The sequence below is a fragment of the Pseudolysinimonas sp. genome, from assembly GCF_039912695.1.
Lineage (GTDB): Bacteria > Actinomycetota > Actinomycetes > Actinomycetales > Microbacteriaceae > Pseudolysinimonas_A.
Genome location: NZ_JBDSPJ010000022.1, coordinates 107,551 through 131,174, shown reverse-complemented (window position 1 = coordinate 131,174; position 23,624 = coordinate 107,551). Strand labels below are relative to the sequence as shown.

Sequence of the window (23,624 nt, the reverse complement as noted above, 5' to 3'; positions counted from 1 at the left end):
TTCCGGTCAGGTACTACAGGCTTCTGCGGGGGGAGATCAGATGTCGGCAGGGTTGTCGACGATGCAGTCGATATCGACCCGCAGGCTGGCGTCCTGAGTTGAGTCAGAGTAGCGCCCGATGCGGCCGATGGCGTCCCAGACACCCGAGTCCACCCGATTTCGTCGAACGCCGGTCGAGGTCATGGTGACGGGGATCGAGATCTTGTGTTCGGGCACGTTCGGCGTACCCGGCAGCACCGGCCCGATCTGGAGGTTGAGGGTGCGGCTGGTGCTTCGCCGACGACTGGCCGCCGACGGGACGTCCGCCACGAGCAACCAGGCAGCGCTGAGCAGACCATCGCGCTGGGTCGCATCGAGAAGGCCGGCGAGGCTCGACTTGTCCGACAGCGTCACCGACTTGCCCAACTGTTCCGACTCGCTGATCGCGTGGTAGAGCCAGGTTTCGCGGCGGCCTTCGATGAGGTGCAACCGCAACTCGGTCGCCAACTGCGCGGCCACCGACGCGTTCTTCGGCGTGAGCGGCAGGTTCGTCTTTTTGTTGGCGACAGCGTCGAGCAGCTCTTCGGCCGCCAGGTCGAGGCGTGCGAGCTCTTCGGAGGCCAGCATGCCGACCGCAAAGCGTGGCGCTGACACGGTGCTCTGAACGAGCACCCGGTCGAGTTCGATCTGCACCATTCGCCGGAAGCCTTCGATGATGATCACGCCGATGACCGGTGGCAGCACCGCCCCGGCGATCGCCGTGATCTGCGTCGCGATCCAGGCGGAGTCGGATGCCTCGGCGCCCAGCGGCGCATCAAGGAAGATCACGACGGCAAGACCGACGCCGAGCACCGCGGATGCCGTGAGAATTTCGACCGACCCGCGGAGAGCAACCAGCACGAGAAGCGCCATCCCCGCGGTGAGGGCCGCTGTTGCGTAGCGCCCGATGTCGTGCAACGACCAGACGGCGATCACGTCGAGCGCGATCGCCGTCACGATCCCGGCCAGGAAGAGGCCGAACATCCAGTCGGGAAGGCGGTCGCTCCTCACCCGCGACATGACGATGGCGCCCGTCAGAACGGCCGCGAAGACGATCCAGGCCGCGAGGGCGGCGAACGGTTCGGGGTAGGCGCCCCATTGCGAGGCAAACCAGATCGCCCCGTAGACGGCGCGGAGGCCAACGATGATCGCCGCACCGAGGCCGAGGAACGCGGTGCCGAGGCTCGCGCGATGTGTGCTGGCGGCGCGACCGAGGCGGCGGGCGGTCGTGGTCATAGCGCGGCGAGCGTTGCCGACGACCACGCCGAGAGTGTTCTCGTCGGGACGCGAGAAGGTGATGGTGTCTTTGTTCATCGCCGGTATCCGCTCATGCCCGTGGTACCTCGAGTGCGACGGTGGTGCCCGAGCCGGGCGACGAGAACAGCCGCGCGTTGCCGCCGACTTCGCGTAAGCGTCCGACCACCGACTCGGCGAACCCCAGCTTGGTGGCCTCGATGTCGGTGATGTCGAACCCCACCCCGGCGTCGGTGACGAGCGCACGCACCATCTTGGCGTCGTCGGTGATCGTGACGTGCGCCTCGGTGACTCCGGAGTGACGTCGCACATTCTCGAGGCATTCCGCCAACGCCAGCAGGAACGCGTCGAGGACGTCGCTGGGCAGGAGAACCTGCCCGGTGCCGTGCCACGAGACTTTGAGGCCCATCCGTCCGAACCGCTGTTTGACGGACTCGAGGGTCGTGCCTAAGACGGTGTCGTCAGGATTCGGGTTACTCGCGGGCGAGCCGTCTGCCGTCCCGCCCGCTGCGGGCTGCGGGATCGGAACGGTGCCGAGCCGTAGCTGGCGCAGCAGTTTTGCGTCCTCGGCGGCCTGCTGGCGAAGAGCGTCGGGTTTGACGCCGACCCCCGAGTGCGCGAGCAGGGTCAGGCTGGCCAGCACGGTGTCGTGCAGGAGGCGAGCCGACTGGCGCCGCTGAGCCTCGAGCTCGCTGGCCTGACGTTCGGCCCGGTGGGCGCGACCGATGCTGGCGATGCGTTTAGCGACCTGCGGAACGCCCGCGCTTATCCACACCGTGATGAGGGCCGCGAGCCCCCAGCCCACGAGGACCGTTCCGGCGCTACGCAGGGCCTGTGCGGGGCTCGAAATTTCGGCGACAACGACCGTCGCGACGGTGGCAATACCACCCAGCGTGAGAAGGGCGATTCGAATCGGACTCGTGGTGAGGACGAGTGAGACGGAAGCGAGGGATGCGGCGCCCAGGTTGAGGATCGCGAGCCAGGCCGCGGGGCCGGGTGGAGCGTCAAGGAGGGCGACGACGAGCACGATCCCGTTCCCCCCGGCGAGTGCGAGCAGGGGCCACCAGATCGAGCGGCTCAGGCCGATCGCGACCTGCGCCGCCACCACCAGGACGTAGAACGGGATTCCGAGCAGGAGCACCCTGAACGAGACCGCACCGGGAAGTGCGAAACACAGCGCGGAGACAGCGGTAAAGGTGAGACCGTACGCGCGGGCGCTGCGCTGGAGCAGCCGGTCACGCTCCCTGCTGATCAAATCCATTCTGAACGAATCGTGACACACCGCGACACGCGAATGGGGGGTGCCACGCGGAGCGCGAGCAGTACGCTCCTGACAGCAACAGTTCCACCGCACTGCTGGGGGACACGAGGGGCCGACGATACTTCTTCGGACGTATTGCCGCCACACATTCACCAGGGGGTGTTCGAGGGTCGCGCTCACCACGCGACCCTCGCCAGCTTTACGCCCGAGCTTGCGCCCCTCGCGAGCTAGGTGGCCTCAGCTGGCGAGGAGTCGCCTCAACTGCGCGGCAACGAGAGCGTCTTCGATCAGGAACGCGTCGTGGCCGAACGGCGACGAGATGACGACCGGCACGTCGCCATCGATGTTGCCTGTCAGGTGTCGCGCGATGGTCTCTTGACCGACGACCGGAAAGAGCCGGTCGCTATCGATGCCGAGGACGAGCGCCTTCGCGCGCACCCGCGCGAGAGCGGATGCAACCCCGCCTCGGTCGCGACCGACGTCGTGGGAGTCCATGGCATCCGTGAGCACCAGATAGGAGTTCGCGTCGAAGCGACGGGTGAACTTGTTGCCGTGGAAGTCGAGATAACTCCCCACCGCAAATCGTCCGCCCCCGCCGAGAGGGCTGATGCCGCTCTGCCAGGATCGCTCGAACCTGTCGTTGAGTTCGGTGGGGGAGCGGTAGTTGAGCAGGGCCATCCGGCGTGCCAATGACAGACCGCGGTGCGGTCCCTCGCCTTCGGAGGCGTCGTAGTAGTCGCCGCCACGGAAAGCCGGATCCATGCGGATCGCCTCGGCCTGCACCGAGTTGAGCGCGATCTCGTCGGCACTCGAGAACGGGGGAGCGGCGAGCACCGCGATGCGTTCGACCCGATCGGGGTGCATGATGCCCCACTCGAGGACCTGCATGCCGCCCATCGACCCGCCGACGACGAGGGCCCAGCGGTCGATTCCGAGCAGTTCGCTGAGCGCAGCTTGCGCGGCGACCTGGTCGCGAATCGTGAGGTACGGAAACCGCGGCCCCCACTCCGCGCCGTCGGGCGCCAACGAGGCCGGTCCCGTGCTGCCTTGGCAGCCGCCGAGCATGTTGGGGGCAACCACGAACCACTCCGCGGGGTCGAGGACTTTTCCGGGACCCACCAATCCGCCCCACCAGCCGGCGGTCGGGTGTCCGGGCCCCGGCGCACCGACGACGTGACTGTCGCCGGTGAGGGCGTGAAGCACGAGCACCGCATTCGATCCGTCGGGGGCGAGTTCACCCCACGTCTCGTAGGCGATCGTCACATTCGGGATGCTGCCCCCACGCTCGAGCGTGAGGTCGCCAATCGCGGCGAAGCTGCGATCTCCCGGGTCGTCGCCCTGTCGCCATGCGCCCGACGTCGGCGGCTTGCCGGCGACCTGTCGTCGCTGTGACTCCGTCACAAACGCCGACGGCACGGCGTCTTCGGGAGTCTGCCAATCCATCGCACTGATTCTGTCGGAAAGCGGAGACCCCCGCCGTCATATGACGCGCGGGGGTCTGGCTCGGCCGGAAGACATCCGGGCCAGATCAGTGCTTAGACGGCTGCGTTCGCCGCGCTCACCTTGCGTGCTGCCGCGAAACCAGCCTCAAGGTCGGCCGTGAGGTCGTCGATGTTCTCCAGCCCGACGGAGAGCCGCACGAGGCCCGGCGTGACACCGGTCGTCAGCTGCTGCTCGGGGGTGAGCTGGGAGTGCGTCGTCGATGCCGGGTGAATGATGAGCGAGCGCACGTCGCCGATGTTGGCCAGGTGGCTGAACAGTGAAACGTTCTCGACGAGGGCGCGACCGGCATCCACGCCGCCCTTGAGTTCGAACGACACGACAGCTCCGACGCCGAGGGGGGCGTACTTGTTCGCGGCCGCGTACCACGGGCTCGACGGCAGGCCGGCGTAGTTCACCGTCGCGACGTCGGGGTGGTTCTCGAGCCACTCGGCGACAGCCTGAGTGTTTTGCACGTGACGCTCGATGCGCAGCGACAGGGTCTCGATGCCCTGGATCAGCGAGAACGAGCTGTCGGGGGAAAGGGCGGCACCCGTGTCGCGCAGCAACTGCACGCGGATCTTGATGACGTACGCGATCGCGTCGCCGAGCACACCGGTGTACGACGCGCCGTGGTACGACGGGTCGGGTTCGGTGAGGCCCGGGAACTTGTCGACGTGCTTGCTCCAGGCGAACTTGCCGCCGTCGACGATGACGCCGGCGATGACCGTGCCGTGGCCGCCGAGGAACTTGGTGGCCGAGTGCACGACGACGTCAGCACCGAACTCGAACGGACGAATCAAGTACGGCGTCGCGATCGTGTTGTCGACGATCAGCGGGAGGTCGTTGTCGTGAGCGATGCCCGCGACCAGCTCGATGTCGAGGATGTTGATGCGCGGGTTGCCGATCGTCTCGGCGAAGAACAGTTTCGTGTTCGGCCGAACCGCGGCCTTCCACTCGTCGGCGTCATCCTGGTTCTCGACGAAGGTGACCTCGATTCCGAGCTTCGCGAGGGTGTACTTGAAGAGGTTGTAGGTGCCGCCGTAGATCGAGGACGACGAGACGATGTGGTCACCGGCGCCAGCGATGTTGAGCACGGCGTAGGTGATTGCGGCGGAACCTGACGCGACGGCCAGGGCGGCGGTGCCGCCTTCGAGCGCGGCGACGCGCTGTTCGACGACATCCGTGGTCGGGTTCATCAGACGCGTGTAGATGTTGCCGAACTCGGCAAGGGCGAACAGGTTCTTCGCGTGATCGGCCGAGTTGAACACGTACGACGTCGTCTTGTAGATCGGCGTGGCCCGCGCGTTGGTGACCGGGTCGGGTGCAGAACCTGAGTGGATCTGCTTGGTCTCGAACTTCCAGTCCGACATGGTGGCTCCTTGCGATGAATCGGGGGTCGGGATCGACACGGGCGAGCCTAGGTTCGCTCATCGATCACCGCCAGCGGCGACGAAATCTGACGTAACCGGATGGTCATTCGCCGTCTCGGAGCGTCGTACGGTGGAGGGATGACGAGGCGCGTGATCGTGACGGGTGCGAGTTCGGGGATTGGTGCCGCCACGGCGCGGCTCTTCGCAGCGCACGGTTGGGAAGTCGTCGCTGTCGCGCGACGAGCGGAGCGGCTCGCTGCACTTGCCGCCGAAATCGGCGCGCACGTCATCGTGGCCGACCTCACGCAGGCCGACGACGTTGCGCGGGTGCGGGACGAGGTCTCAGCGCTCGGACCGCTGCACGCCCTGGTCAACAACGCGGGCGGCGCCTTCGGGCTCGCGAGCGTCGAAGAGAGCGACCCGAACGATTGGCGGGCGATGTTCGAGATCAACGTTCTCGCGGTCAAGAACCTGATCACGGCTCTGCTCCCCGCGCTGCGTAACGGGGCACGGGATGCCGGCAGCGCCGACATCCTGACCGTCACGTCGATCGCCGGACACACCGCGTACGAGGGCGGGTCGGGCTACATCGCCGCGAAGGCGGGCGCCCACATGCTGATGGCCGTGCTGCGGTTAGAACTTGCCGGCGAACCGATCCGCGTGCTCGAGATCGCGCCGGGCATGGTCAAGACCGACGAGTTCTCGCTCGTGCGGTTCGGCGGCGATCAGGCCCGCGCCGACGCCGTATACGACAACGTGCCCGAGCCGCTCACGGCCGACGACATCGCCAGTTCGATCGTGCACATGATCGAACTGCCCGCGCATATCAACCTGGACCTCGTGACGATCAAGCCTGTTGCTCAGGCGGCGCCGTGGAAGGTCATCCGCGGTCCGCTGACACCCAAGGCCTAGGGCTATTTGCCCTCAACCTCGCGGGGTCGCCGCGGCGATCTCCTCGGGTTCGACGGATTCCACATCTGCGAACGCCAGTTTTGGCACGAAGAACAGCAGCGCGGCCGAGACCAGGGCACCGATTCCGCAGACCAGCCAGACGACGACGTACCCGCCGTAGCTGGCAGCAGCGCCGACTCCCGCTCCCGCACCGACGGCGAGGACGACACCGAACACCGACGACGCGAACGACCCGCCAATGGTCTTCGTCGTGTTGGTCAGGCCCGCGGCGATCCCGGTCTGACCGCGTGGCGCTGCGGCGGCCGCAGCAGCGGGCAGCGCGGCGACGAGGGCACCCGAGCCGATGCCGGCAATCACCATGTTCATGATGACCTGCCATACCTGGCCGTGCAGGGGGAGGAACAGGAGGTATCCGGCCGCGACGAAGAACGACGCCACGATGAGGGCGATCCGCGGACTCGCGCGTTTCGACAGCACCGGCAGCAGCAGCGCGCCCACGATCATCGACACGAGGTAGGCGCCGATCAGGTACGAGATGACATCCGACTCGAGACCGAGACCGTACCCATTCTTCGGATCGGTGCCCGCGTAGGTCGACAGAGGCGCCTGCGCTCCGAGCACACTGATCCCGAACAGCGCGGCCGTGATGAGCACGGGCCACATGGTCGGCTGGCGAATCACCTTCAGATCGATGGCGGGATCGGGTTGCTTGCGTTCGTAGAGCACGAACGGAATGAAGGCCAGAATTCCGACGACAACGAGCGCAATCACCAGCGGCACGATCGGACCGTCGGTGCGCAGGTAGCCGAGCCCCGCGGTGATCAGCAGCAGCGCGATGGTGAGGATCGCGAACCCGCCCGCGTCGAGTTTGCGACCGGGCAACGGTTGCGATTCGGGAACCCCGAACAGGATGGCGAAGAACACCAGGCTCACGCAGATCGCCGGGACGAAGAGGGTGGGCGTCACGTCATGGCCGAAGGCCGCGAAGACCTTCGAGCTCGCGAGCGCGCCGATGATGGCCCCGGCCTCAAGGGCGACGACCAGGAATCCGGCCGCGCGGCGAGTCTGCGACGCCCCGGTCGCGGTGCGACGACCCCGGTCGAAGATCAGGGCGACCTCAAGGGGGAGCCATACGACGTAGAACCCCTGCAGCGCCCAGGCGATCAGAAAGGAGGTGAAGTCTCCGGTGAATGCCAGCCACCACGAGGCGCCCGCCGTCAAAACGGTGGAGATCAGCAGGATCTTCTTATGCCCGATCATGTCGCCGAATTTGGCGAGCACCGGCACGGCGATCGCCGAGAGCAGCAACTGCGCCGCCTCGAACCAGTTGAAGTCGGCATCCTGGATGCCCAGGTGCTTGACGAGGTCGGGGATGAGCGGAACGTAAAACCCCTGAAGGATTCCGCTGGTCAGCTCGACGAGGAACAGGAAACCGACGAGGCGGAACGTGATCGTGCGCATCGAAGTGGGAAGTGCGGCCGTCATGATCGGATGCTAGAGCTTCGCCGGGGTCGCTGTCCTCTCCGTGTTGCGGCCTCCTAGTGTTGGGGTGTGGCCGACGAACGCGAGATTCTCACCTATGAGCTGTTCGGAACAGCCGCTCGGCAACTCGCGACCACGATTGCTGCCGATGGTTTTCGCCCCGACGCGATCATCGGAATCGCGCGCGGCGGCCTGACCCTCGCCGGAGCGCTCGGCTACGCACTGGGCGTGAAGATGCTCGGCAGCCTCAACGTCGAGTTCTACACCGACGTCGAGAAGACTCTCGATGCGCCGATCGTGCTGCCACCGACTCTCGATCAGGAGGCGCTTCGGGGCAAGAGCATCCTGCTCGTCGACGACGTCGCCGACTCCGGTCGCACTCTCGACCTGGTCGTGAAACTTCTTGAGTCCGGAGGGAGCGAGGTGCGCACCGTGTGCCTCTACGCGAAGCCGCAGACGATCCACGCGCCCACCTACACCTGGCGCCACGTCGACGGCTGGATCATGTTTCCCTGGAGTTCCGAGGGAACCGTCAGCTACCCGGAGCTCTAACGTGCCTGAACCTCGCCCCCTGTCAGACCTGGTCGACTCCGGCTGGGCTGCCGCACTTCAGCCGGTCGCCGGTCAGGTGGCGGCGATGGGGGAGTTTCTGCGGGAGGAGGTCGAGGCCGGTCGTCGCTACCTGCCGGAGGGAAAAAACGTGCTGCGCGCGTTCACGACCCCGTTCGAGGCGGTGCGCGTTCTGATCGTGGGGCAGGACCCGTACCCGACTCCGGGACATCCGATCGGGTTGTCCTTCGCCGCCGAGCGGCACGTCAGGCCACTGCCGCGCAGCCTCGCCAATATTTACCGTGAGTTGAATGACGACCTCGGCATCCCACCCGCGGCGCACGGCGATCTGAGCGCGTGGGCGCAGCAGGGCGTTCTGCTGCTCAACCGGGTGCTGACCGTGCAGGCCGGGGTCTCCGGCTCGCACCGCGGCAAAGGATGGGAGCCGGTGACCGAGGCTGCCATCCGCGCCCTGGTCGCCCGCGACACCGCGACACCCCTCGTGGCGATCCTGTGGGGTCGGGATGCCGGCACCCTTCGCCCGATGGTGGGCGAGACCCCGGTCATCGCGTCGGCGCACCCGAGTCCGCTGTCGGCATCCAGCGGCTTCTTCGGGTCGCGGCCGTTCAGCCGCGCCAACGACCTGCTGGTTGCGGCGGGTGACGCGGCGATCGACTGGCGCGTCGACACTTAGGATCGACCCGTGCTGGAAGAGGAGTACAACCCGCCGCGCAAGCGTCCGCCGCACCTCACGCGTGCGGCACCGGCGGAGGCGCCGTTCGCGTTCTCGATTCGGGATGCCGTGATGACCGACGTTCCCCATCTCCTCGAGATCTACAACCACTACGTCGCGAACTCGACGGTCACCTTCGACGAAGACCTGCTCACGCTCAAAGAGATGCGGGCCAAGTTGGCTCACGTGCACGAGCTCGGCTACCCGTGGCTGGTCGCCGAGTCGCCCGGCGGAATCGTGCTCGGCTACGCGTTCGTCACCCCCTGGAAACCGAAGGCGGCCTATCGCTTCACGACCGAGAACTCGATCTACCTCGGGCCCGCTTCGACCGGCAAGGGGCTGGGCACCGCGCTGATGAAGGAGTTGTTGCCGCGGGCCAAGGCGGCCGGCGTCAAAGAGGTCATCGCCGTGATCGCCGACAAGGGCGCGGAAGCATCACTCAAGCTGCACGAGCAGTTTGGCTTCACCGAGATCGGTCACATGGGCAAAGTCGGCTTCAAGTTCGGGCGCTGGTTGGGCACCTACCTGCTGCAAAAAAGCCTGAAGTAAAAAGGCATCCTCAGGAGTAGACGATGCTCGTGACCTCGTCGACAAGTTCGGTCGAAGTCTGGAACAGGTCTTCGCCGCCGCGAGCTTGAAGCACCGAGATCCAGCTATCCGAGCGGATGACGTTGAACACCGAGGGGGAACTGACCTCGTCGCCGATTTGGGCGTAGGTGAGCGCGCCCTCGATCTGGTCTTCGACGAGACCCTGGGAGAGGAGATCGCTGACGATGCCGCTGCGGGTTGCTGTCGTCACGGGAGCAACGGAGATGGTGAATGTCGACTCGGGTCGTTGCTCGTCGCCCCATACGCAGGTGATGCCGCCGACGCGCTCTTCGGGGGTGTCGTCGGCGAAGTAGTCTCCGCCGTACTTTCCGCCCGGTCCGCCGAGCAACGCCAGCCCGTCAGAGGTGAAACGAGCGAGGGTCGCCGGGGAAACAATGTCGACGCACCTGGTGGGCATGACGAAGGCGCGAGCCTCGGGGGTCGGGGTGGGCGTCGCCGCCGGTGTCTGCTCAACGGTGGGGGTCGCGGTCGGTTTGTCCGCTACCGCGGGTACGCATCCCGTCAGCGCCCCGACCGTCACAACGGCGATCGTCAGCATTGCTGCCGCCATCGCCGTCGTTCGGCGGTCGGCACCGATCCGCTCGCCCATCGGTTCGCCTTCCCTGTCGTCGGGTGGCAATGTACCATCCGACCCCGTCAGGATCTCGGCGTCGCCCGTCGCATCACCAGGTACCCGGCCCATCCCGCGAGCGCGCTCACGACGAGGCTGAGCGAGAACCCGCCGAGGAATCCGATGGTCGTGAAGAACGACCCCACCGCCGGCCATGAACCGGTGAGCGAGATCAGTGCCGCGCCGCCGATCAGCAGGAATCCGGCAATCACCAGGCACGCCAGCAGGCCGCGCTGCTTCCAACGCACGTAGGTCGAGGCGATGGCGGCGCCGATGAAGAAGAAGAACACGAACGCGCAGAAGGCGAAGAAGTACCGCAACCCGATCGGAGAGTCGAGGCCGAAGTAGATGCTGGTGAACATTCGACCGTTCAGGCCCCAGCCGTTCGTCGCTTGCTCGATCGCGGCGAGAGTGCCGAAGATCGCGGCGTAGAAGACCGAGAGGCCGAGAAAGGTGAGGACCGACCCGAGGTAGAAGTCTCTCCGAGTTGAGGAGAAACCCAGGGCGAGCGAGAAGGTGAGGTTCATGGCCTGGATGGCGACGACCATCATGTAGACGAAAATCCAAAAGCTTGCGCCGCTGTAGGAGAGGCCCTCCGCGGCATCCGCCACGTCGGCCGGCTTGGCGACGATGGCGATGATCAGCCAGATCGCCCAGTTCGCAGCGAAGATGATGCCGAGGATCATCAGCGGCATCCCGATGATGGTGAATGGGTTCGCGAGGTGGAGCCTCACGACGTTGAGGATCCGGCGACTCAGCGGTGCCGTGTGGGACGGGGTGATGGCAAGGGCAGTCATGCGGACTCCTGGAATTCGTTGTTTGTGCTCTCGGTGAGTCGCACGACGAGTTGTTGAAGGGAAACAGCGGTGAGCTCGAGCCCGGCGTCGCGGGCTGCGGTGCGCTCGGCGTCGGTGAGTCGAGAAACGGTGGCGGAAACCAGGCCGCCGATGCCGTCGCTGTGCAGAACCTCGCGCCCGGCGGTGAACCTGTCGACGGCATCACGGCCGCCAACAACGTTCACCACCGAACCCCGCAGTTCGTCGGTAGGGGCATCGACGATGATCCGACCCGCATCGATGAGCAGCACATGCTCGAGGAGGTCGGCGACCTCGTCGATCAGGTGAGTCGAGAGCACGACGGTGCGCGGATGATCGGCATAGTCAGCGAGCAGACGGTCATAGAACAACTGCCGCGCGACAGCGTCGAGGCCCAAATAGGGCTCATCGAAGAAGGTGAGCGGCGCCCGCGACGCGAGGCCGACGATCACTCCGACGGCCGAGAATTGGCCGCGGGAGAGCTTCTTCATTTTGCGGTTGAGCGGAAGGTTGAAGTCGGTGACGAGTGCGGCAGCGAAGTCGGGATCCCAGTTCGGAAAGAACCAGGGGGCGCTTCGCAGAACGTGCTTGATCTTGAAATCGTCGGGATAGCGCTGGCTTTCCTTGATGAAGCAGACACGCTGCAGCACGGCGGCGTTCTCGACCGGCGACGTGCCGAACACTTCGATGTCGCCGGAGGTCGCGAACTCTTGACCGGTGAGCAGAGACATCAGCGTCGTCTTGCCCGCGCCGTTGCGGCCGAGCAGTCCGTAGATGCGGTTCTCATCGAGGCTGATGCTGACCCCATTGACGGCGGCGAGTGAACCGTAGCGTCGGGTGAGATCGCGGGTGTGGATGACGGGAGTCACTGCGATTCCTTCGTGGTCGTTGACGGGGATGGTGCGGTGGTCTGAATGAGCGCGGCGAGCTGACGTTCGTCGATCCCGAGTTTTCGGGCTTCGGCGAGGAGTGGCGCGAGGTACTCGTCACGGAAGCGTTCCCGACGCTCGGCGGTCAGCCGATCGCGGGCGCCGCGGGTGACGAACATTCCGATTCCGCGCTTCTTGTAGAGCACGCCTGAGTCAACGAGCAGCCCAACACCCTTGTTTGCGGTGGCCGGGTTGATGCGCAGGAAAGCGGCGAATTCGTTCGTCGACGGCACCTGCGTTTCTTCGGGGAGGGCGCCAGAGATGATGTCGTTTTCGATCCGTTCCGCGATCTGCTGGAAGATCGGCTTGCTCTCATCCATCGGTATTCCTCCTCTCGGTTCGTCGGTTCATTACTTGTGTAACTAACCAAGCAGGCTTACCCGACGATGTCAAGTTGTGAGGCTCACCTCCTTAGGCTCGGATCGTGTTCGAACTCCACCACCTCACGGCGCTCGAGCAATTGGATGGGCTCCGTCGAGGCGAGATCACCCCGGCAGAACTGACCGACCACTACCTCGCTCGAATTGAGCGGCTGAACGTCGAGCTCGGTGCATTCGCCCACGTGACCGCCGATCGTGCGCGCCAGAGGTGCGCGGAGGTAGCAGCGATGTCGCACGCGCTGCCGCTGTGGGGGCTCCCGTTCGCCGACAAAGATCTCGTGCGCCGCGCCGGAGTGCCCACCCGATTCGGATCGCGAGCTTTCGCCGATCACGTCCCCGTGCAATCCGATGAATTAGCAACGCTCTTCGACGCCGCAGGCGCGGTCAGCCTCGGAAAGACCACAACGCCCGAGTTCGGGCTCTCGAGCAACGCCGAGCCGCTCGTCGGCCCCGTCGCGCGCAACCCCTACGACCTCACGCTCGGGCCGGGTGGGTCAAGCGGGGGAGCCGCTGTCGCGGTGGCGGCTGGACTCCTCCCGTTTGCCCCGGGATCGGATGGCGGCGGCTCGATCCGCATCCCGGCCGCGGCCACCGGGCTGGTGGGGCTCAAGCCCTCCCGTGGCCGGATCGCGGCCGCGGCCGGTTTCGCGGGTCTCGCGGGACTCGTGGTGGCGGGACCTCTTGCTCGGACGGTGGCGGATGCCGCCCTCCTGCTCGACGCGCTGGTCGCACCGGGACCGCCGCACTGGGCAACGTCCCCGCCCACCTGGGATGGCGGCGCGTACCTGTCGGCTGCGGTGCGAGGAGAGGGACGGTTCTCGATCGGGGTGACTCGCGACACCCCGTGGGCGGCCGCGTACGAGCTCGAGCTCGCGCCCGAAGCGGAGGCAGCCCTTACCCTCACGCTGGCCGAACTTGACGCCCTCGGCCACGGGATTGACGAACTGAGCCTTGGCCCCGAGCCGGACTATGCGGCGATGTTCCGCAGGGTGTGGCAAGGCGGCGCGGCCGGGATCGAGCTCAACGAGGTGCAGCTCTCTCAGGTCGAGCCGCTCACCCGGTGGCTGGTCGGCCAAGGCCGTGCGCTCGGAGCGCGGGAGCTCGGCGCAGCGCTGTCTTGGTTGGCGGGCTACGAGCGGCGGCTGATCGCGCAGTTGGCGCCATTCGACGCTGTCGTGACTCCCGCGATGGCGCTCACCCCTCGCCCGATCGGGTGGTACGACGCCGAGGATGGCGACCACAACTTTGCGCAGCAGGTGCAGTACACGCCGTACACGAGCATGGTCAACGTCAGTGGACTGCCCGCGATCGTGCTTCCCGTGCACGTGACCGCCGACGGAGTGCCGATGGGAGTGCAACTCATCGGCCGACCCGGCGGCGAGCACGTGCTGTTGGCGATCGGGGCGCAGCTCGAGCGTCGCCTCGGGTGGGCGCGCCGGCATCCGCCTCAGTGGTAGCTAACGCAGTGGTAGGTCGCTACCGGGCAGGCACGTTGCCGAAGATCTCGTCGAGCCGCGGTTGGTCGTACCCGCAGGCTGCGCCGCCGCTGTAGTCGAACGAGCAGGCGAAGACCACTCCGGTGCTGAGGGGGTCGAGAGCGTAGTCAGCACCCGAGGCGGTCGGTGTTTCGGTCCAGCCAGCCGACACCAGTGCGGCCCGGAAGTCAGCCGAATTTTCTTTCGTGAACGGAGCCCAGCCGTACCATTCGACCGGCGTCGTGCCGTCGACGACCTCGCAGAGGACGCCGCCCACGTCGAAAAACGCCGCGAAAGGATCTTTCTGGGCGTGCAGGTCTGCCGAAAATGCGGCCGGGTCGGCGAGGTCGAGTCCGCTGTCAACGAGTTCGTCGAGGGACTGTTTCTGAAGGATGCTGGTGCAACTCACCGCGCCGGAGCTGGCCGTTGGACTCGGAGTCGGAGCCGGAGCACCCGAGGCCGAGCACGATGTCAGCCCCATGACGACTCCGCCGACGAGGATCACCATGAGCCGGATCATGGGGGGAGCGTACCTCGCGTCCCTTGTCTAACAGCCCTACGGGTTCGGCGAGGGGTGGTGGGGAAGGGCATGCGGCCGCAGGTAGCCGCCCTTCTCGAGGCCCGCCTCGACCTCGAACCGGTTGGTGAGAGCCGGCGATCCGGCTGCGATGTAGAGCGGGATGAAGGCGAGACCGTATGCCCGCCACTGGGTGCGGTGCACCGCCTCGTGTTCGAGGATGCGTGGGGCGACGTTGTCAGTGGTGAGGTAGATCGCGCCGATCGTCGTGCCGCCGCGACCGTATGACCACTTCGGCATCCTCCAGAAGTACCAAATCTGCGGCCCCTTGGTGAAGCGACCGAACAGGATGCGGCCCCAGACAAATGCGCACGCCGTCGCGAACCAGTAGCCGGGTCGCGCGATCGGCGGCCACATCAGCAGGCGCCGCAGTCCGGGGATGCGGGCTCCGCCGCGGACGAACGACCCCATGCCCCGTTCGAACCGCGACAGTTTCGCGGGATCGGGGCGCACCGGGAGGCTCATCGCCCGGTGAACTCGGGTTCGTCGCGAGCCAGGAACGCGCGGATGCCTTCGGCGGCATCCTGACTTGCCGCGAGCCTGACCAGTTCAGGCTGAAGTCGCGTTGCTGCGGCTTCGTCGCCCTCCCGGATTGCCGTTCGGGCATTGGCGAGCGTGGCCTGCACGGCGAGAGGAGCCTGAGCGGCAATGCGCTGGGCGAGCTCGAGCGCCCGGTCCAACTGGGTTCCGTGCGGCACGACTTCCTGCACGAGCCCGATGCGCAGCGCCTCGGTGACGGGGAACATGTCACCGGTCAGCATCCACCGCATCGCGTTTCCCCAGCCGACCGCGCGGGGAAGGCGGATGGTTGCGCCGCCGAAGGGCAGGATGCCGCGCTGCACCTCGATCTGTCCGAAGGTCGTGGAATCGGCCGCAATCACAATGTCGCTGGCCAGCGCGAGTTCGATGCCGAGAGTCAGGCAGGTGCCCTGCACCGCAATCACGACCGGCTTGCTGATTGACGGCCCGCCCACCTGCCAGGGATTGATCCCGCCCTCCGGAACGAGGTCGAGCCCGTCCCGACCGATCCGGGGTGCGACATCTGCAAGATCTAGGCCCGCGGTGAAGTGATCCCCATGCGCGAACACGACGGCCGCGCGAAGCTGCGGGTCGCGTTCCAACTCGCCATACGCCAAACACAGCTCTTGCAGCATTGCGAAATCGGCGGCGTTGCGTTTTTCCGGCCGGTTCAGCCCGATGAGCAATACCTGGCCGTCCCGTTCGACACTCACACGTTCGCCCACCGCTCCAGCGTAGGGGCCGGTTTCCGATAGCGTTCAAGCAACGACAAGAATCTCAAGGAGCCGCTCGTGCCGTTGCGTCCGTTCACCCTCGTCCCGGTGGCCGCCTTTGCGCTCGCCGTGCTCGCCGGCTGCACGTTCAGCATCGGCCAGAATCAGGCGCCGCTGACCGTTCCTCCTGAAGACATCGAAAAGGCCGCTGCGAGCGCGCTCGAGCATCAGACCGGGGTTCGCCCTGACATCGACTGCGGCCAGGACCCGATCCCAGTCGAAGTTGACGGAGTCGTCACCTGCCTCCTGGTCGACCCTGTCGCCGGCCTGGAATTCAACACCGTGATCACCTTCGACACGGTCGAGGGTGACAAGTACTCATTCGACATCAAGGTCGCCGACGTTCCGAACAACGTGACGCAGCCGACCGCGGCTCCTGGGGCGAGCGTTCCGGTCACCGACATCGAAGGTCTCGCGATCCGGGCGCTCACCCCGACCCTTGACTTCGTGCCTGAGGTCACCTGCGACGCGACCGAGGTCGAAATCGTCGTCGGCAACACCGTGAACTGCTCCTACGATTCGCCCAATGGCACGGTCAAAGTCGTGGTCACGATTACGCAGTTCGATGGGTCGAACTACTCGATTCGCGTCGACTGACCTGCTGAGCCCCAGCTGGCCTGCTGAGGGTTCGCTGGTCTGCTGAGGGCTAGTCGAGGGCTGCGATGATTCGCAGGATGGTTGCCGCGTCGGCCGCCGCGTGCTCGCCCTTGGCGCTCGAGGGCGCGTAGCCGGCCAACGTCGCTCCGGCGAGCGGGAATCGGGCACGGAGCGCCTTGATCGCGCCGACCAGCGCGCCCACCGACATCCCGAATGGAGCTGGATCCAGCAGGCCGTCGACTTCGGCGGGATCGACAACGTCGAGGTCGACATGCACGTAGACCGAGTCGGCACCGCTCGCCGCGACAGTCTCGACCAAGGTGTCCGGGTCGAGGACCTGCTCGACCGCGAGCGTTGCCAGGCCGGCTCCTGCGGCAAAAGACTCCTCGTCGGGATCCCACGACCGCGCCCCGACCAGCACGACGCGACCGGCGCTCACCTCACCGCCGTCGATCAGTGAGCGCAGCACCATCCCGGAGTAGGCCCCCGACGGCGAACTCTGCGGGGTGTTGAGATCAGGATGCGCGTCGAACCAAACGACGGCGACCTCGGGATGCCGCAGCGCAGCCGTCGCGATTCCCGCCGCGGAGACGCCACAGTCGCCGCCGACGATCACGAACGGATCCGGCACTCCGCCGAGTGCGTCGGTCGTGCGCTCGCGCACCAGTTGGATCGAGGTGAAACGCGCAATGCCGCTGCCCTGGTCGTCGCCCGCCTCAAGCGGCACAGCGACTTCGGTGGTCGCCGAAGTCGGGAGGCCGGAACGCAGGGCGGCGACCCCTTCGGCATGACGCATCGCACGAGGGGAGGGCGAACCCTGCCATTGAGGCACGAGCACGAAATGGAGGGTCACGTGGACACTCTAGATCGCGCCGAGAGGGCGACTTCGAACGGGCGAGCGGTCAGTTGCCCGTCGTGATCGCGGTCGTGCCGCCAGCCTTCAGCGCGGCGAGACGCGTGTCGACTTCGGCTTCCTTGCCGAGGTCGTCGAGGCTCTCGAACTGCGAGTCGAGGCTTGACGCGTCGAGCTCGTTCTGGCCGATGACCTTGGACTCCTCGCGGCGCACCTTGTCTTCGAAGCGACCGAGTTCGCTGGTCGGGTCGAGCACGTCGATGCTCTTCAGTGCGTCATGCACCTGCGACTGGGCCTGGGCGGTCTTTGCGCGGGCGATCAGTTCGTCGCGCTTGCTGACCAGCTCGTTGAGACGCTCGTGCATCTTGTCGAGGCCATCCTTGAGCTGAGCCACCACGGCGGTCTGCGACGCAATCGTGGGCTCGGCGGTCTTGGCTTCGTTCTCGCTGGTGATCTGCTTGCCGAGAGCGATCTTGGCGAGCTTGTCGAACTTGTCGGCATCCTCGGTGCCACCGGCGGTGCGGAGCTCGTCAGCCTTCGCGCTGGCGGCGAGTGCCTTGCGGCCCCAGTCGGCAGCGGCGTCGATGTCTTCGGTGTGGTCTTGTTCCATCATCCGCAGATTGCCGATGGTCTGTGCGACGGCATCTTCGGCCTCGGCGATGGAGTTGGTGAAGTCACGCACCAACTGATCGAGCATCAGTTGAGGGTCCTCCGCCTGGTCGATGAGCGCGTTGATGTTCGCGCGCACGAGCTGAGAGATACGGCCGAGGATCGATTGCTTCGCCATTGAGAATGCCTTCCGTTACGGGGTTCGACGTCGTACCGAAGCCTAGCGACCCCGGCCCACACCGCGACATCCGCGATTTCAGCTCAGGGCGTGTTCAGCTCGGGGCGTGTTCAGCTCGGGCGGCGTTGAGCTCAGGGCGCGCGGAGCACGACGACGGCTGGGGCGCCGATGATTACGATCGGGACCGCGCCGTCGGCAGGATGGAACTCAATCGCGGCGCTGACCGCGAAGAGACCTGGCCCCGCGGCCGGAAGGTCATCCGGGAGTGGGGCGAGATCGTCCGGAGGGGTGCATCGGACCGCTTCGAAGTGCGTCGAGTACACGTAGGTCTCACCGGGCTCCAGGTTGATCACGGCGAAACCGTCGTTCGCGGGAGCCAGCGGATTGCGCCAGAGCACGATTCCGTCCGACGAGAAGGCGATCTCGGGAGTCGCAACCGTGGTCCCGACAATGCGCTCCTGGCCGGCGTTGTGCAGAGTGACGGTCACCGGGATCGCCGACGTCCCGGCCACGGCATCCACCGAGGTCAGCTCCAGGGTCAGACCGTTCGGCGCCGGGTTTTGCTGCGTTGAATCGGGGATGGGCTCGCCGCAGAGCGCTACGGACTCGGCCGCCCGCGAACCCTGATCGGCGTCTCCCGCCATAGGTGCCGCACCGCCAGCCTCCTGGGAGGTGAGGGCGGAGTGATCCGCTGTCGAATTCGCCGTCGGCAGCGACGACAGGACGATCGGCGTGAAAACGCCGACCATCGCGAGCGCGCCAACAGCGGTCGCCGCGATCACGCGGGGGCGGCGGCGCGAATGGGCGCGCCTCAGAACAGCATCGACGTCGATGGCGCCACCTCCACTGTGTTTCCGGGGTTCAGGTTCGGGATCGCGCAGGAGGTCGCGCAGGTCAGATTCGGTGGCCATGGGAAGCCTCCTTCCGTGAGCTCGAAGAGCCGGCCGGGCGCGGCGTCAGCCGGTCTTCAACTGTTCCGTCGTCGGCGAGGGAAATCGCCATCTTCGCGAGACCGTCACTGAGGTAGCGCTTCACCGCGCCCGAGCTGATGCCGAGGGTCTCGGCAATGTCGTCGACCTTGAGGTCGTCGTAATAACGCAGCACCAGACAGGCCCGCTCGCGGGGGGTGAGTTTGCGTAGTTCGTCGTGGAGGTCGAGCCGTGAATTCACGCCGCCCGCCGGCGATTCCTGCTCGTCGGGTCGGTATTCGAGGGGAGCGATGCGGCGCCAGCGCGTCGTACGGCGGCCGCCATCCAAATGTCCGTTGAGGATCGCGCGTCGCACGTACGCCTCGGCACTTTCGACGCTGAATCCGTTGCGAAGTCGACCGAAGGTCCGCACGAGCGCGTCTTGCACCAGGTCGGCCGCGTCGTCGCGATTGCCGCAGAGCAGGGTTGCGTAGCGCACGAGAGCCTCGCCGCGCTGGGCGACCAGCTCGACGACAACTTCTTCCCACGCAGCTCTCGCCGCCATCCACTCCACCTCTCACCTTCTAAGACGAGAAGGTAGGCGGAAACGTTGGGCTAAGTCCGGAATGGCCAAAAAATGAACGGCGCGCCGCCAGCGAGGTCGGCGCGCCGTTCCGTAGGGGACAAAGAATACTCCAGCGCTGCGCGCATCAGTGGTCGAACTTCCCGGCGGTGACGACGACAGTCGGCCGCGCCGCGAGACCGCGCGCTAGGAATGGGTAAGCCGCCGCCTGCGGATCATGGCTGCAGCACCGCGGGAACTCCAGCCTCCGAACGCGAGAAGCGCGAGGCCCAGAGCTACGAGCGAGGATGCCAGCGCCACCGTCGGTGTGATCGTGCTTCCCGTTGACGCCAGCGAGCCGGCGGACCGAATGGTGAGCTGTTGCGTCAGATTGCGGTAGATGCCGCTGGGGCCGACTCCGAGAGCCTGAGCTACGTGAATTCCCGAAAAGTTGCTCGGAAGTGTGGCGCTCAGAACCGCAATTCCCGACGAGTTTGCAATGGCCGAGCCCAGCAACAGCGGTGTGGAGTTGAGCCAGAAATCAACCTGGGTGCCCGGGCGGAATCCGTAGGCGGTGAGCACGATGGTCGTCCCCTCCACCGGATCATGGTCGTTGAGGGTCAGATCGGCCGAATCAGGGTCGGTGGTCGGCGCGACCGCAACGGGAACGCCGGGGGTGAGAGCGGCGCGAGTCGACCACGGGCTATCTCCAATTGCGTTGCTGGCACGCACCTCAACCAGATAGGCGGTCCCGTTGGACAGCCCACTCATGCTGCAGTAGTCGAGTGTGGCCGTTGAACACTCGACGGCTGGAGCAAGGGGGTTGCCCCCGGCGTCAAGAACCCGTGCCTGGTACGTCAGGATGGCGCTGCCCCCGTCGTCAGCGGGTGCTGTCCACGCGAGCGAGACTCGACCGTTTTCTGGCTTCACGCTCAGGCCTGTCGGGGCATCGGGCGCTGCGAGCGCCAACGACGTACAGGTGATCACCGTTGACCCGCTCGGATAGCCCGATCGAGTCGCACTGACGGTGATCGAGACGGACGCCCCGCGAGCGAGACCCGTGACGCTGAGCAAACCCGATGAGTCGATCGTGGCTGACCCCGCGCTGACGGAAGCGGACCAGTCAAACGCGGCGTCGTAGTTTGAGATCGTCGCCGTGCATCCGTCAGTTGTCGAGGTTGGCGTGCCGAGCGCGGGATTGAGCGGGTTCCCCGGGCCCGGGCCAGGGTCTGCCGCGCTCGTGATGAAGAACTCGGAACCGTTGTAGTGACCGACCATGTAGTAGTTGGCGACGTGGTTGTGCGACAAGTAGTGCATATTGTCGAACGGTTGGGTGTAGTTGCCGGCAAACGACACCGAGGCGCTCGAACCGCTCGACAGCTTCCACGACTTGAAGTTCGGATTAAAGTCCCGCCACTGGATGCGGTACAGATACGTGCCGTCCGTGGCGATTCCATGCTCGTCGACGGCAAAATTGTCAGGATCGAACATCACGTAGTCCTCGGACCACGCGATGGTGACCGCTGCCCCCGTGCCCGTTACCTGATAGGTGCGCAGTGTCGACTGATACCCGCCGCTGGTGGACGTGTACTTCGACACTTTGCCGATGCGGCCGTCGGGAAAATCGATCAGACTGCTGAACGTGTAGTAGAACCCCTCGGGAAGAGGGTAGCTCGCGGGTACGGCGACCTCAGTGACCGTCCAGTCAGCGACCGAAATGCAGTAGAGGTGAATAGAGCCTTCGGTGTTGTCGCCACTCGTGATGAATATGCAACCGTGGCTCGCGGCAATGCTGAGCCTCAGGAGGTTGCCGGGAAGCGCAGGTGCGCCAGCCACGCCCCACTGAACCGGATGCACCGTCCCGGTGGCGCTGAACGTCGAACCTGGCGTCAAGGGAATATCAGCGAGCGGAGTGCTGACGATGCTGCCGGAGCCGTTGAGCATGTAGGCGAAGGTGCCGTCGTTCGTCAAACCGGCCATGCCACTCATGCCGCTCACGGTCACCCGCACGCCGGTGGTCGCGTAGGGCTCAGCGATCAGGCGAGCGGCCAGCGGCTCCGGATCGACCGCGCGTGCCACGCTCGGCACTGCCCCCAGGCCGATCGCCGCTGACGCTAAGAGTGCAAGGGCAAGAAGTCCACTTCGCCGCCAAGGCTGCGAGCCAAGGCCGGATGATCGCGGGCTTCCACTGTTCACCGAACCACCCGTTTTTGTGACCAAAGTTGGTAAAAAGTAGCACGAAGTTTGGCCGGGGAATTGCGGTCGTCAGGCCGCGCGCATCCGCCTGCGCAGCTCCTCGAGTTGAGCTCGCACGGCCACCGGCACCCGGTCGCCGAAACCGTCGAAGAAGTCCTCCGCGTCGTCCGCCTCGGCCAGGTGCGCGGCCGGGTCGATCGCGAACAGCTGCTGCCAAGCGGTCTCGCTCACGTCAGCGCCGGTGAGGTCGATGGCGCCCGGCGCAGGGAGCCAACCGAGCGGGCTCGCGACGGCGGGGGCACGGCCCTCGACGCGGTCCAGGATCCAGGCGAGTACCCGGCCGTTGTCGCCGAATCCGGGCCAGAGGAAGCTGCCGTCGTCGCCCTTGCGGAACCAGTTGACCTGGAAGATCCGCGGAACGCCACCTGTCGCCCGGAGTGAGCTGCCGACCTCGAGCCAGTGCGCCCAGTGGTCGGCCATGTTGTAGCCACAGAAGGGGAGCATGGCGAACGGATCGCGACGCAGCTCCCCGAGAGTGCCCTCGGCGGCCGCCGTGCGCTCGGACGAGATCGTGGCGCCCATGAAGACGCCATGTTCCCAATCCCGTGCCTCCGCCACCAGTGGCACGTTGGTGGCACGCCGGCCGCCGAAGATGATCGCGTCGATGACGACGCCTCGCGGGTCTTCCCAGTCGTCGGAGATCGTCGGGCACTGGGAGGCGGCCACGGTAAAACGTGAGTTCGGGTGCGCCGCCGGACGACCGGAGTGCGGCGTCCACGGTTGGCCCGTCCAATCGGTGAGGTGCTCAGGCACCGCGTCGGTGAGCCCCTCCCACCAGACATCCCCGTCCGGGCGAAGCGCGACGTTGGTAAAGATGGTGTTGCCCCAGATGGTGTCGATGGCCGTCGAGTTCGTCGCCACGCCGGTACCCGGGGCGATCCCGAAGAATCCCGCCTCAGGATTGATCGCCCGCAGCTTGCCCTCGGAATCTGGGGCGAGCCAGGCGATGTCGTCGCCGATCGTCTCGACCATCCACCCGGGGATGCTCGGCTTGAGCATCGCAAAGTTCGTCTTGCCGCAGGCGCTCGGGAATGCGGCGGCCACATGAAACACCCGACCCGCTGGGTTGGTGACCTTGAGCAACAACATGTGCTCGGCAAGCCAGCCTTCCTCGCGTGCCATCACCGAGGCGATCCGCAGCGCGAATGCCTTCTTGGCGAGAATCGCGTTGCCGCCGTATTGCGAGCCGAACGACCAGATTTCGCGAGTGTCCGGGAAGTGCGAGATGTACTTGGTGTCGTTGCACGGCCACGCGACGCCGGCTTCGCCCTGCTCGAGCGGGGCTCCCGCGGTGTGCGCGGCCCGCACCCACTGCGTTTCAGGTTCGATCAAGTTCAGCGCCGCCGAGCCCATGCGCGTCATGATCCCCATGCTGACCACGACGTAGGGCGAGTCGGTGACCTGCACGCCGATTCGGGAGAGCGGGCTGCCGAGCGGCCCCATCGAGAACGGCACGACGTACATCGTGCGGCCGCGCATCGAGCCGGCGAACAACCCGTCGAGCGTGGTGCGCATCTCGGTCGGCTCGCGCCAGTTATTGGTGGGGCCGGCCTCGGCCTTCGAGGAGGAGCAGATGAAGGTGCGCGACTCGACCCGCGCGACGTCGTCGGGGTGGCTGCGGGCGAGAAAACTGTAGGGCCGGTGTTCGGCGTTGAGCCGCACCAGGGTGCCCTGATCGACCATCCGGCGGATGAGGTCGTCGGCCTCACGCCGGGAGCCGTCGCACCACACGACGTCGTCCGGGGTGGTCAGATCGGCCATCTGGGCAACCCATGCGACCACGCGGGGGTCGGCTCCGTCGGGCGCTGCCCGGGTCGCGTGGCGCTCAGCCGGGGCGGGAGACTCCGAGTCGCTGCCTTGGGGGCGCCGGTGTGCGGTGAGAGTCACGGTCAGCCCCTTGTCGTCGGCATTTC

The 23,624-nt window shown here is 66.2% G+C and carries 24 protein-coding genes; 6 read left to right on the top strand and 18 right to left on the bottom strand.

Features of this window, described 5'->3' with window-relative positions; genetic code table 11:
* Positions 1–36: 36 nt before the first annotated feature.
* The 4 genes from ABIR17_RS08880 to ABIR17_RS08865 all read right to left on the bottom strand — a co-directional run bounded on the left by ABIR17_RS08880 (position 37) and on the right by ABIR17_RS08865 (position 5,418).
* A complete protein-coding gene (locus ABIR17_RS08880) occupies positions 37–1,332 on the bottom strand; it encodes a hypothetical protein (protein ID WP_348004021.1) in 1,296 nt (431 codons plus the stop codon).
* A 13-nt stretch (positions 1,333–1,345) separates the two neighbouring features.
* Entirely contained in the window at positions 1,346–2,533 is a 1,188-nt protein-coding gene (locus ABIR17_RS08875) for an ATP-binding protein (protein WP_348004020.1), read from the bottom strand.
* 237 nt (positions 2,534–2,770) lie between these two features.
* Entirely contained in the window at positions 2,771–3,976 is a 1,206-nt protein-coding gene (locus ABIR17_RS08870) for a homoserine O-acetyltransferase (protein WP_348004019.1), read from the bottom strand.
* 92 nt (positions 3,977–4,068) lie between these two features.
* On the bottom strand, positions 4,069–5,418 hold the full coding sequence (locus ABIR17_RS08865; protein WP_348004297.1) for a bifunctional o-acetylhomoserine/o-acetylserine sulfhydrylase: 1,350 nt from the start codon (positions 5,416–5,418) through the stop codon (positions 4,069–4,071).
* 105 nt (positions 5,419–5,523) lie between these two features.
* On the opposite strand from ABIR17_RS08865, the gene ABIR17_RS08860 reads away from it, so the two are divergent.
* Complete coding sequence (locus tag ABIR17_RS08860) at positions 5,524–6,297, top strand: SDR family oxidoreductase (protein WP_348004018.1); 774 nt, start codon at positions 5,524–5,526, stop codon at positions 6,295–6,297.
* Between the two features lie 12 nt (positions 6,298–6,309).
* Here the strand turns inward: ABIR17_RS08860 and ABIR17_RS08855 are convergent, their stop codons facing one another.
* Positions 6,310–7,782: an MFS transporter gene (locus tag ABIR17_RS08855; protein WP_348004017.1), complete on the bottom strand. Its 1,473-nt coding sequence runs from the start codon at positions 7,780–7,782 to the stop codon at positions 6,310–6,312.
* 66 nt (positions 7,783–7,848) lie between these two features.
* Here ABIR17_RS08855 and ABIR17_RS08850 point away from each other — a divergent pair, with 66 nt between their 5' ends.
* From ABIR17_RS08850 to ABIR17_RS08840, 3 genes are read left to right on the top strand one after another with little or no spacing between them, the layout of a single operon-like run.
* Positions 7,849–8,331, top strand: coding sequence for a phosphoribosyltransferase (locus ABIR17_RS08850; protein WP_348004016.1), 483 nt, complete (start codon positions 7,849–7,851; stop codon positions 8,329–8,331).
* Position 8,332: 1 nt separating this feature from the next.
* Positions 8,333–9,022, top strand: coding sequence for a uracil-DNA glycosylase (locus ABIR17_RS08845; protein WP_348004015.1), 690 nt, complete (start codon positions 8,333–8,335; stop codon positions 9,020–9,022).
* Between the two features lie 9 nt (positions 9,023–9,031).
* Positions 9,032–9,610 carry an N-acetyltransferase family protein gene (locus tag ABIR17_RS08840; RefSeq protein WP_348004014.1) on the top strand — a complete coding sequence of 193 codons (579 nt, stop codon included), beginning with the start codon at positions 9,032–9,034 and terminating at the stop codon, positions 9,608–9,610.
* A 10-nt stretch (positions 9,611–9,620) separates the two neighbouring features.
* Here ABIR17_RS08840 and ABIR17_RS08835 read toward each other — a convergent pair whose 3' ends face one another.
* The 4 genes from ABIR17_RS08835 to ABIR17_RS08820 are packed head-to-tail and all read right to left on the bottom strand — an operon-like array spanning position 9,621 to position 12,344.
* Positions 9,621–10,259 (bottom strand): hypothetical protein, encoded by a 639-nt coding sequence (locus ABIR17_RS08835; protein WP_348004013.1) that lies wholly within the window; start codon positions 10,257–10,259, stop codon positions 9,621–9,623.
* A 47-nt stretch (positions 10,260–10,306) separates the two neighbouring features.
* Positions 10,307–11,077 carry a hypothetical protein gene (locus ABIR17_RS08830; protein WP_348004012.1) on the bottom strand — a complete coding sequence of 257 codons (771 nt, stop codon included), beginning with the start codon at positions 11,075–11,077 and terminating at the stop codon, positions 10,307–10,309.
* Positions 11,074–11,964: an ABC transporter ATP-binding protein gene (locus ABIR17_RS08825; protein WP_348004011.1), complete on the bottom strand. Its 891-nt coding sequence runs from the start codon at positions 11,962–11,964 to the stop codon at positions 11,074–11,076. Before ABIR17_RS08825 ends, ABIR17_RS08830 begins: the two co-directional genes overlap by 4 nt.
* Positions 11,961–12,344 (bottom strand): GntR family transcriptional regulator, encoded by a 384-nt coding sequence (locus tag ABIR17_RS08820; protein ID WP_348004010.1) that lies wholly within the window; start codon positions 12,342–12,344, stop codon positions 11,961–11,963. Before ABIR17_RS08820 ends, ABIR17_RS08825 begins: the two co-directional genes overlap by 4 nt.
* A gap of 104 nt (positions 12,345–12,448) precedes the next feature.
* Between ABIR17_RS08820 and ABIR17_RS08815 the strand changes: the two genes are divergently transcribed.
* Complete coding sequence (locus tag ABIR17_RS08815; RefSeq protein WP_348004009.1) at positions 12,449–13,861, top strand: amidase; 1,413 nt, start codon at positions 12,449–12,451, stop codon at positions 13,859–13,861.
* 19 nt (positions 13,862–13,880) lie between these two features.
* Here the strand turns inward: ABIR17_RS08815 and ABIR17_RS08810 are convergent, their stop codons facing one another.
* The 3 genes from ABIR17_RS08810 to ABIR17_RS08800 are packed head-to-tail and all read right to left on the bottom strand — an operon-like array spanning position 13,881 to position 15,700.
* Positions 13,881–14,399: a hypothetical protein gene (locus ABIR17_RS08810; protein ID WP_348004008.1), complete on the bottom strand. Its 519-nt coding sequence runs from the start codon at positions 14,397–14,399 to the stop codon at positions 13,881–13,883.
* Between the two features lie 36 nt (positions 14,400–14,435).
* Positions 14,436–14,921, bottom strand: a complete 486-nt coding sequence (locus tag ABIR17_RS08805) for a hypothetical protein (protein WP_348004007.1) — start codon at positions 14,919–14,921, stop codon at positions 14,436–14,438.
* The gene (locus ABIR17_RS08800) at positions 14,918–15,700 is read right to left on the bottom strand and encodes a crotonase/enoyl-CoA hydratase family protein (protein ID WP_348004006.1); all 783 of its coding nucleotides are present in this window, start codon (positions 15,698–15,700) and stop codon (positions 14,918–14,920) included. Before ABIR17_RS08800 ends, ABIR17_RS08805 begins: the two co-directional genes overlap by 4 nt.
* A gap of 66 nt (positions 15,701–15,766) precedes the next feature.
* On the opposite strand from ABIR17_RS08800, the gene ABIR17_RS08795 reads away from it, so the two are divergent.
* Positions 15,767–16,345, top strand: a complete 579-nt coding sequence (locus tag ABIR17_RS08795; protein WP_348004005.1) for a hypothetical protein — start codon at positions 15,767–15,769, stop codon at positions 16,343–16,345.
* A gap of 49 nt (positions 16,346–16,394) precedes the next feature.
* Here the strand turns inward: ABIR17_RS08795 and ABIR17_RS08790 are convergent, their stop codons facing one another.
* The 6 genes from ABIR17_RS08790 to ABIR17_RS08765 form a co-directional block, all read right to left on the bottom strand.
* On the bottom strand, positions 16,395–17,198 hold the full coding sequence (locus ABIR17_RS08790; RefSeq protein ID WP_348004004.1) for an arginase family protein: 804 nt from the start codon (positions 17,196–17,198) through the stop codon (positions 16,395–16,397).
* 49 nt (positions 17,199–17,247) lie between these two features.
* Positions 17,248–17,985, bottom strand: a complete 738-nt coding sequence (locus tag ABIR17_RS08785; RefSeq protein ID WP_348004003.1) for a PspA/IM30 family protein — start codon at positions 17,983–17,985, stop codon at positions 17,248–17,250.
* Positions 17,986–18,116: 131 nt separating this feature from the next.
* Positions 18,117–18,896, bottom strand: a complete 780-nt coding sequence (locus ABIR17_RS08780; RefSeq protein WP_348004002.1) for a hypothetical protein — start codon at positions 18,894–18,896, stop codon at positions 18,117–18,119.
* A complete protein-coding gene (locus ABIR17_RS08775) occupies positions 18,880–19,458 on the bottom strand; it encodes a sigma-70 family RNA polymerase sigma factor (RefSeq protein WP_348004296.1) in 579 nt (192 codons plus the stop codon). Before ABIR17_RS08775 ends, ABIR17_RS08780 begins: the two co-directional genes overlap by 17 nt.
* A 204-nt stretch (positions 19,459–19,662) precedes the next feature.
* Positions 19,663–21,534 (bottom strand): fibronectin type III domain-containing protein, encoded by a 1,872-nt coding sequence (locus ABIR17_RS08770; protein ID WP_348004001.1) that lies wholly within the window; start codon positions 21,532–21,534, stop codon positions 19,663–19,665.
* A 186-nt stretch (positions 21,535–21,720) separates the two neighbouring features.
* Complete coding sequence (locus ABIR17_RS08765; RefSeq protein WP_348004000.1) at positions 21,721–23,598, bottom strand: phosphoenolpyruvate carboxykinase (GTP); 1,878 nt, start codon at positions 23,596–23,598, stop codon at positions 21,721–21,723.
* Positions 23,599–23,624 lie beyond the last annotated feature (26 nt).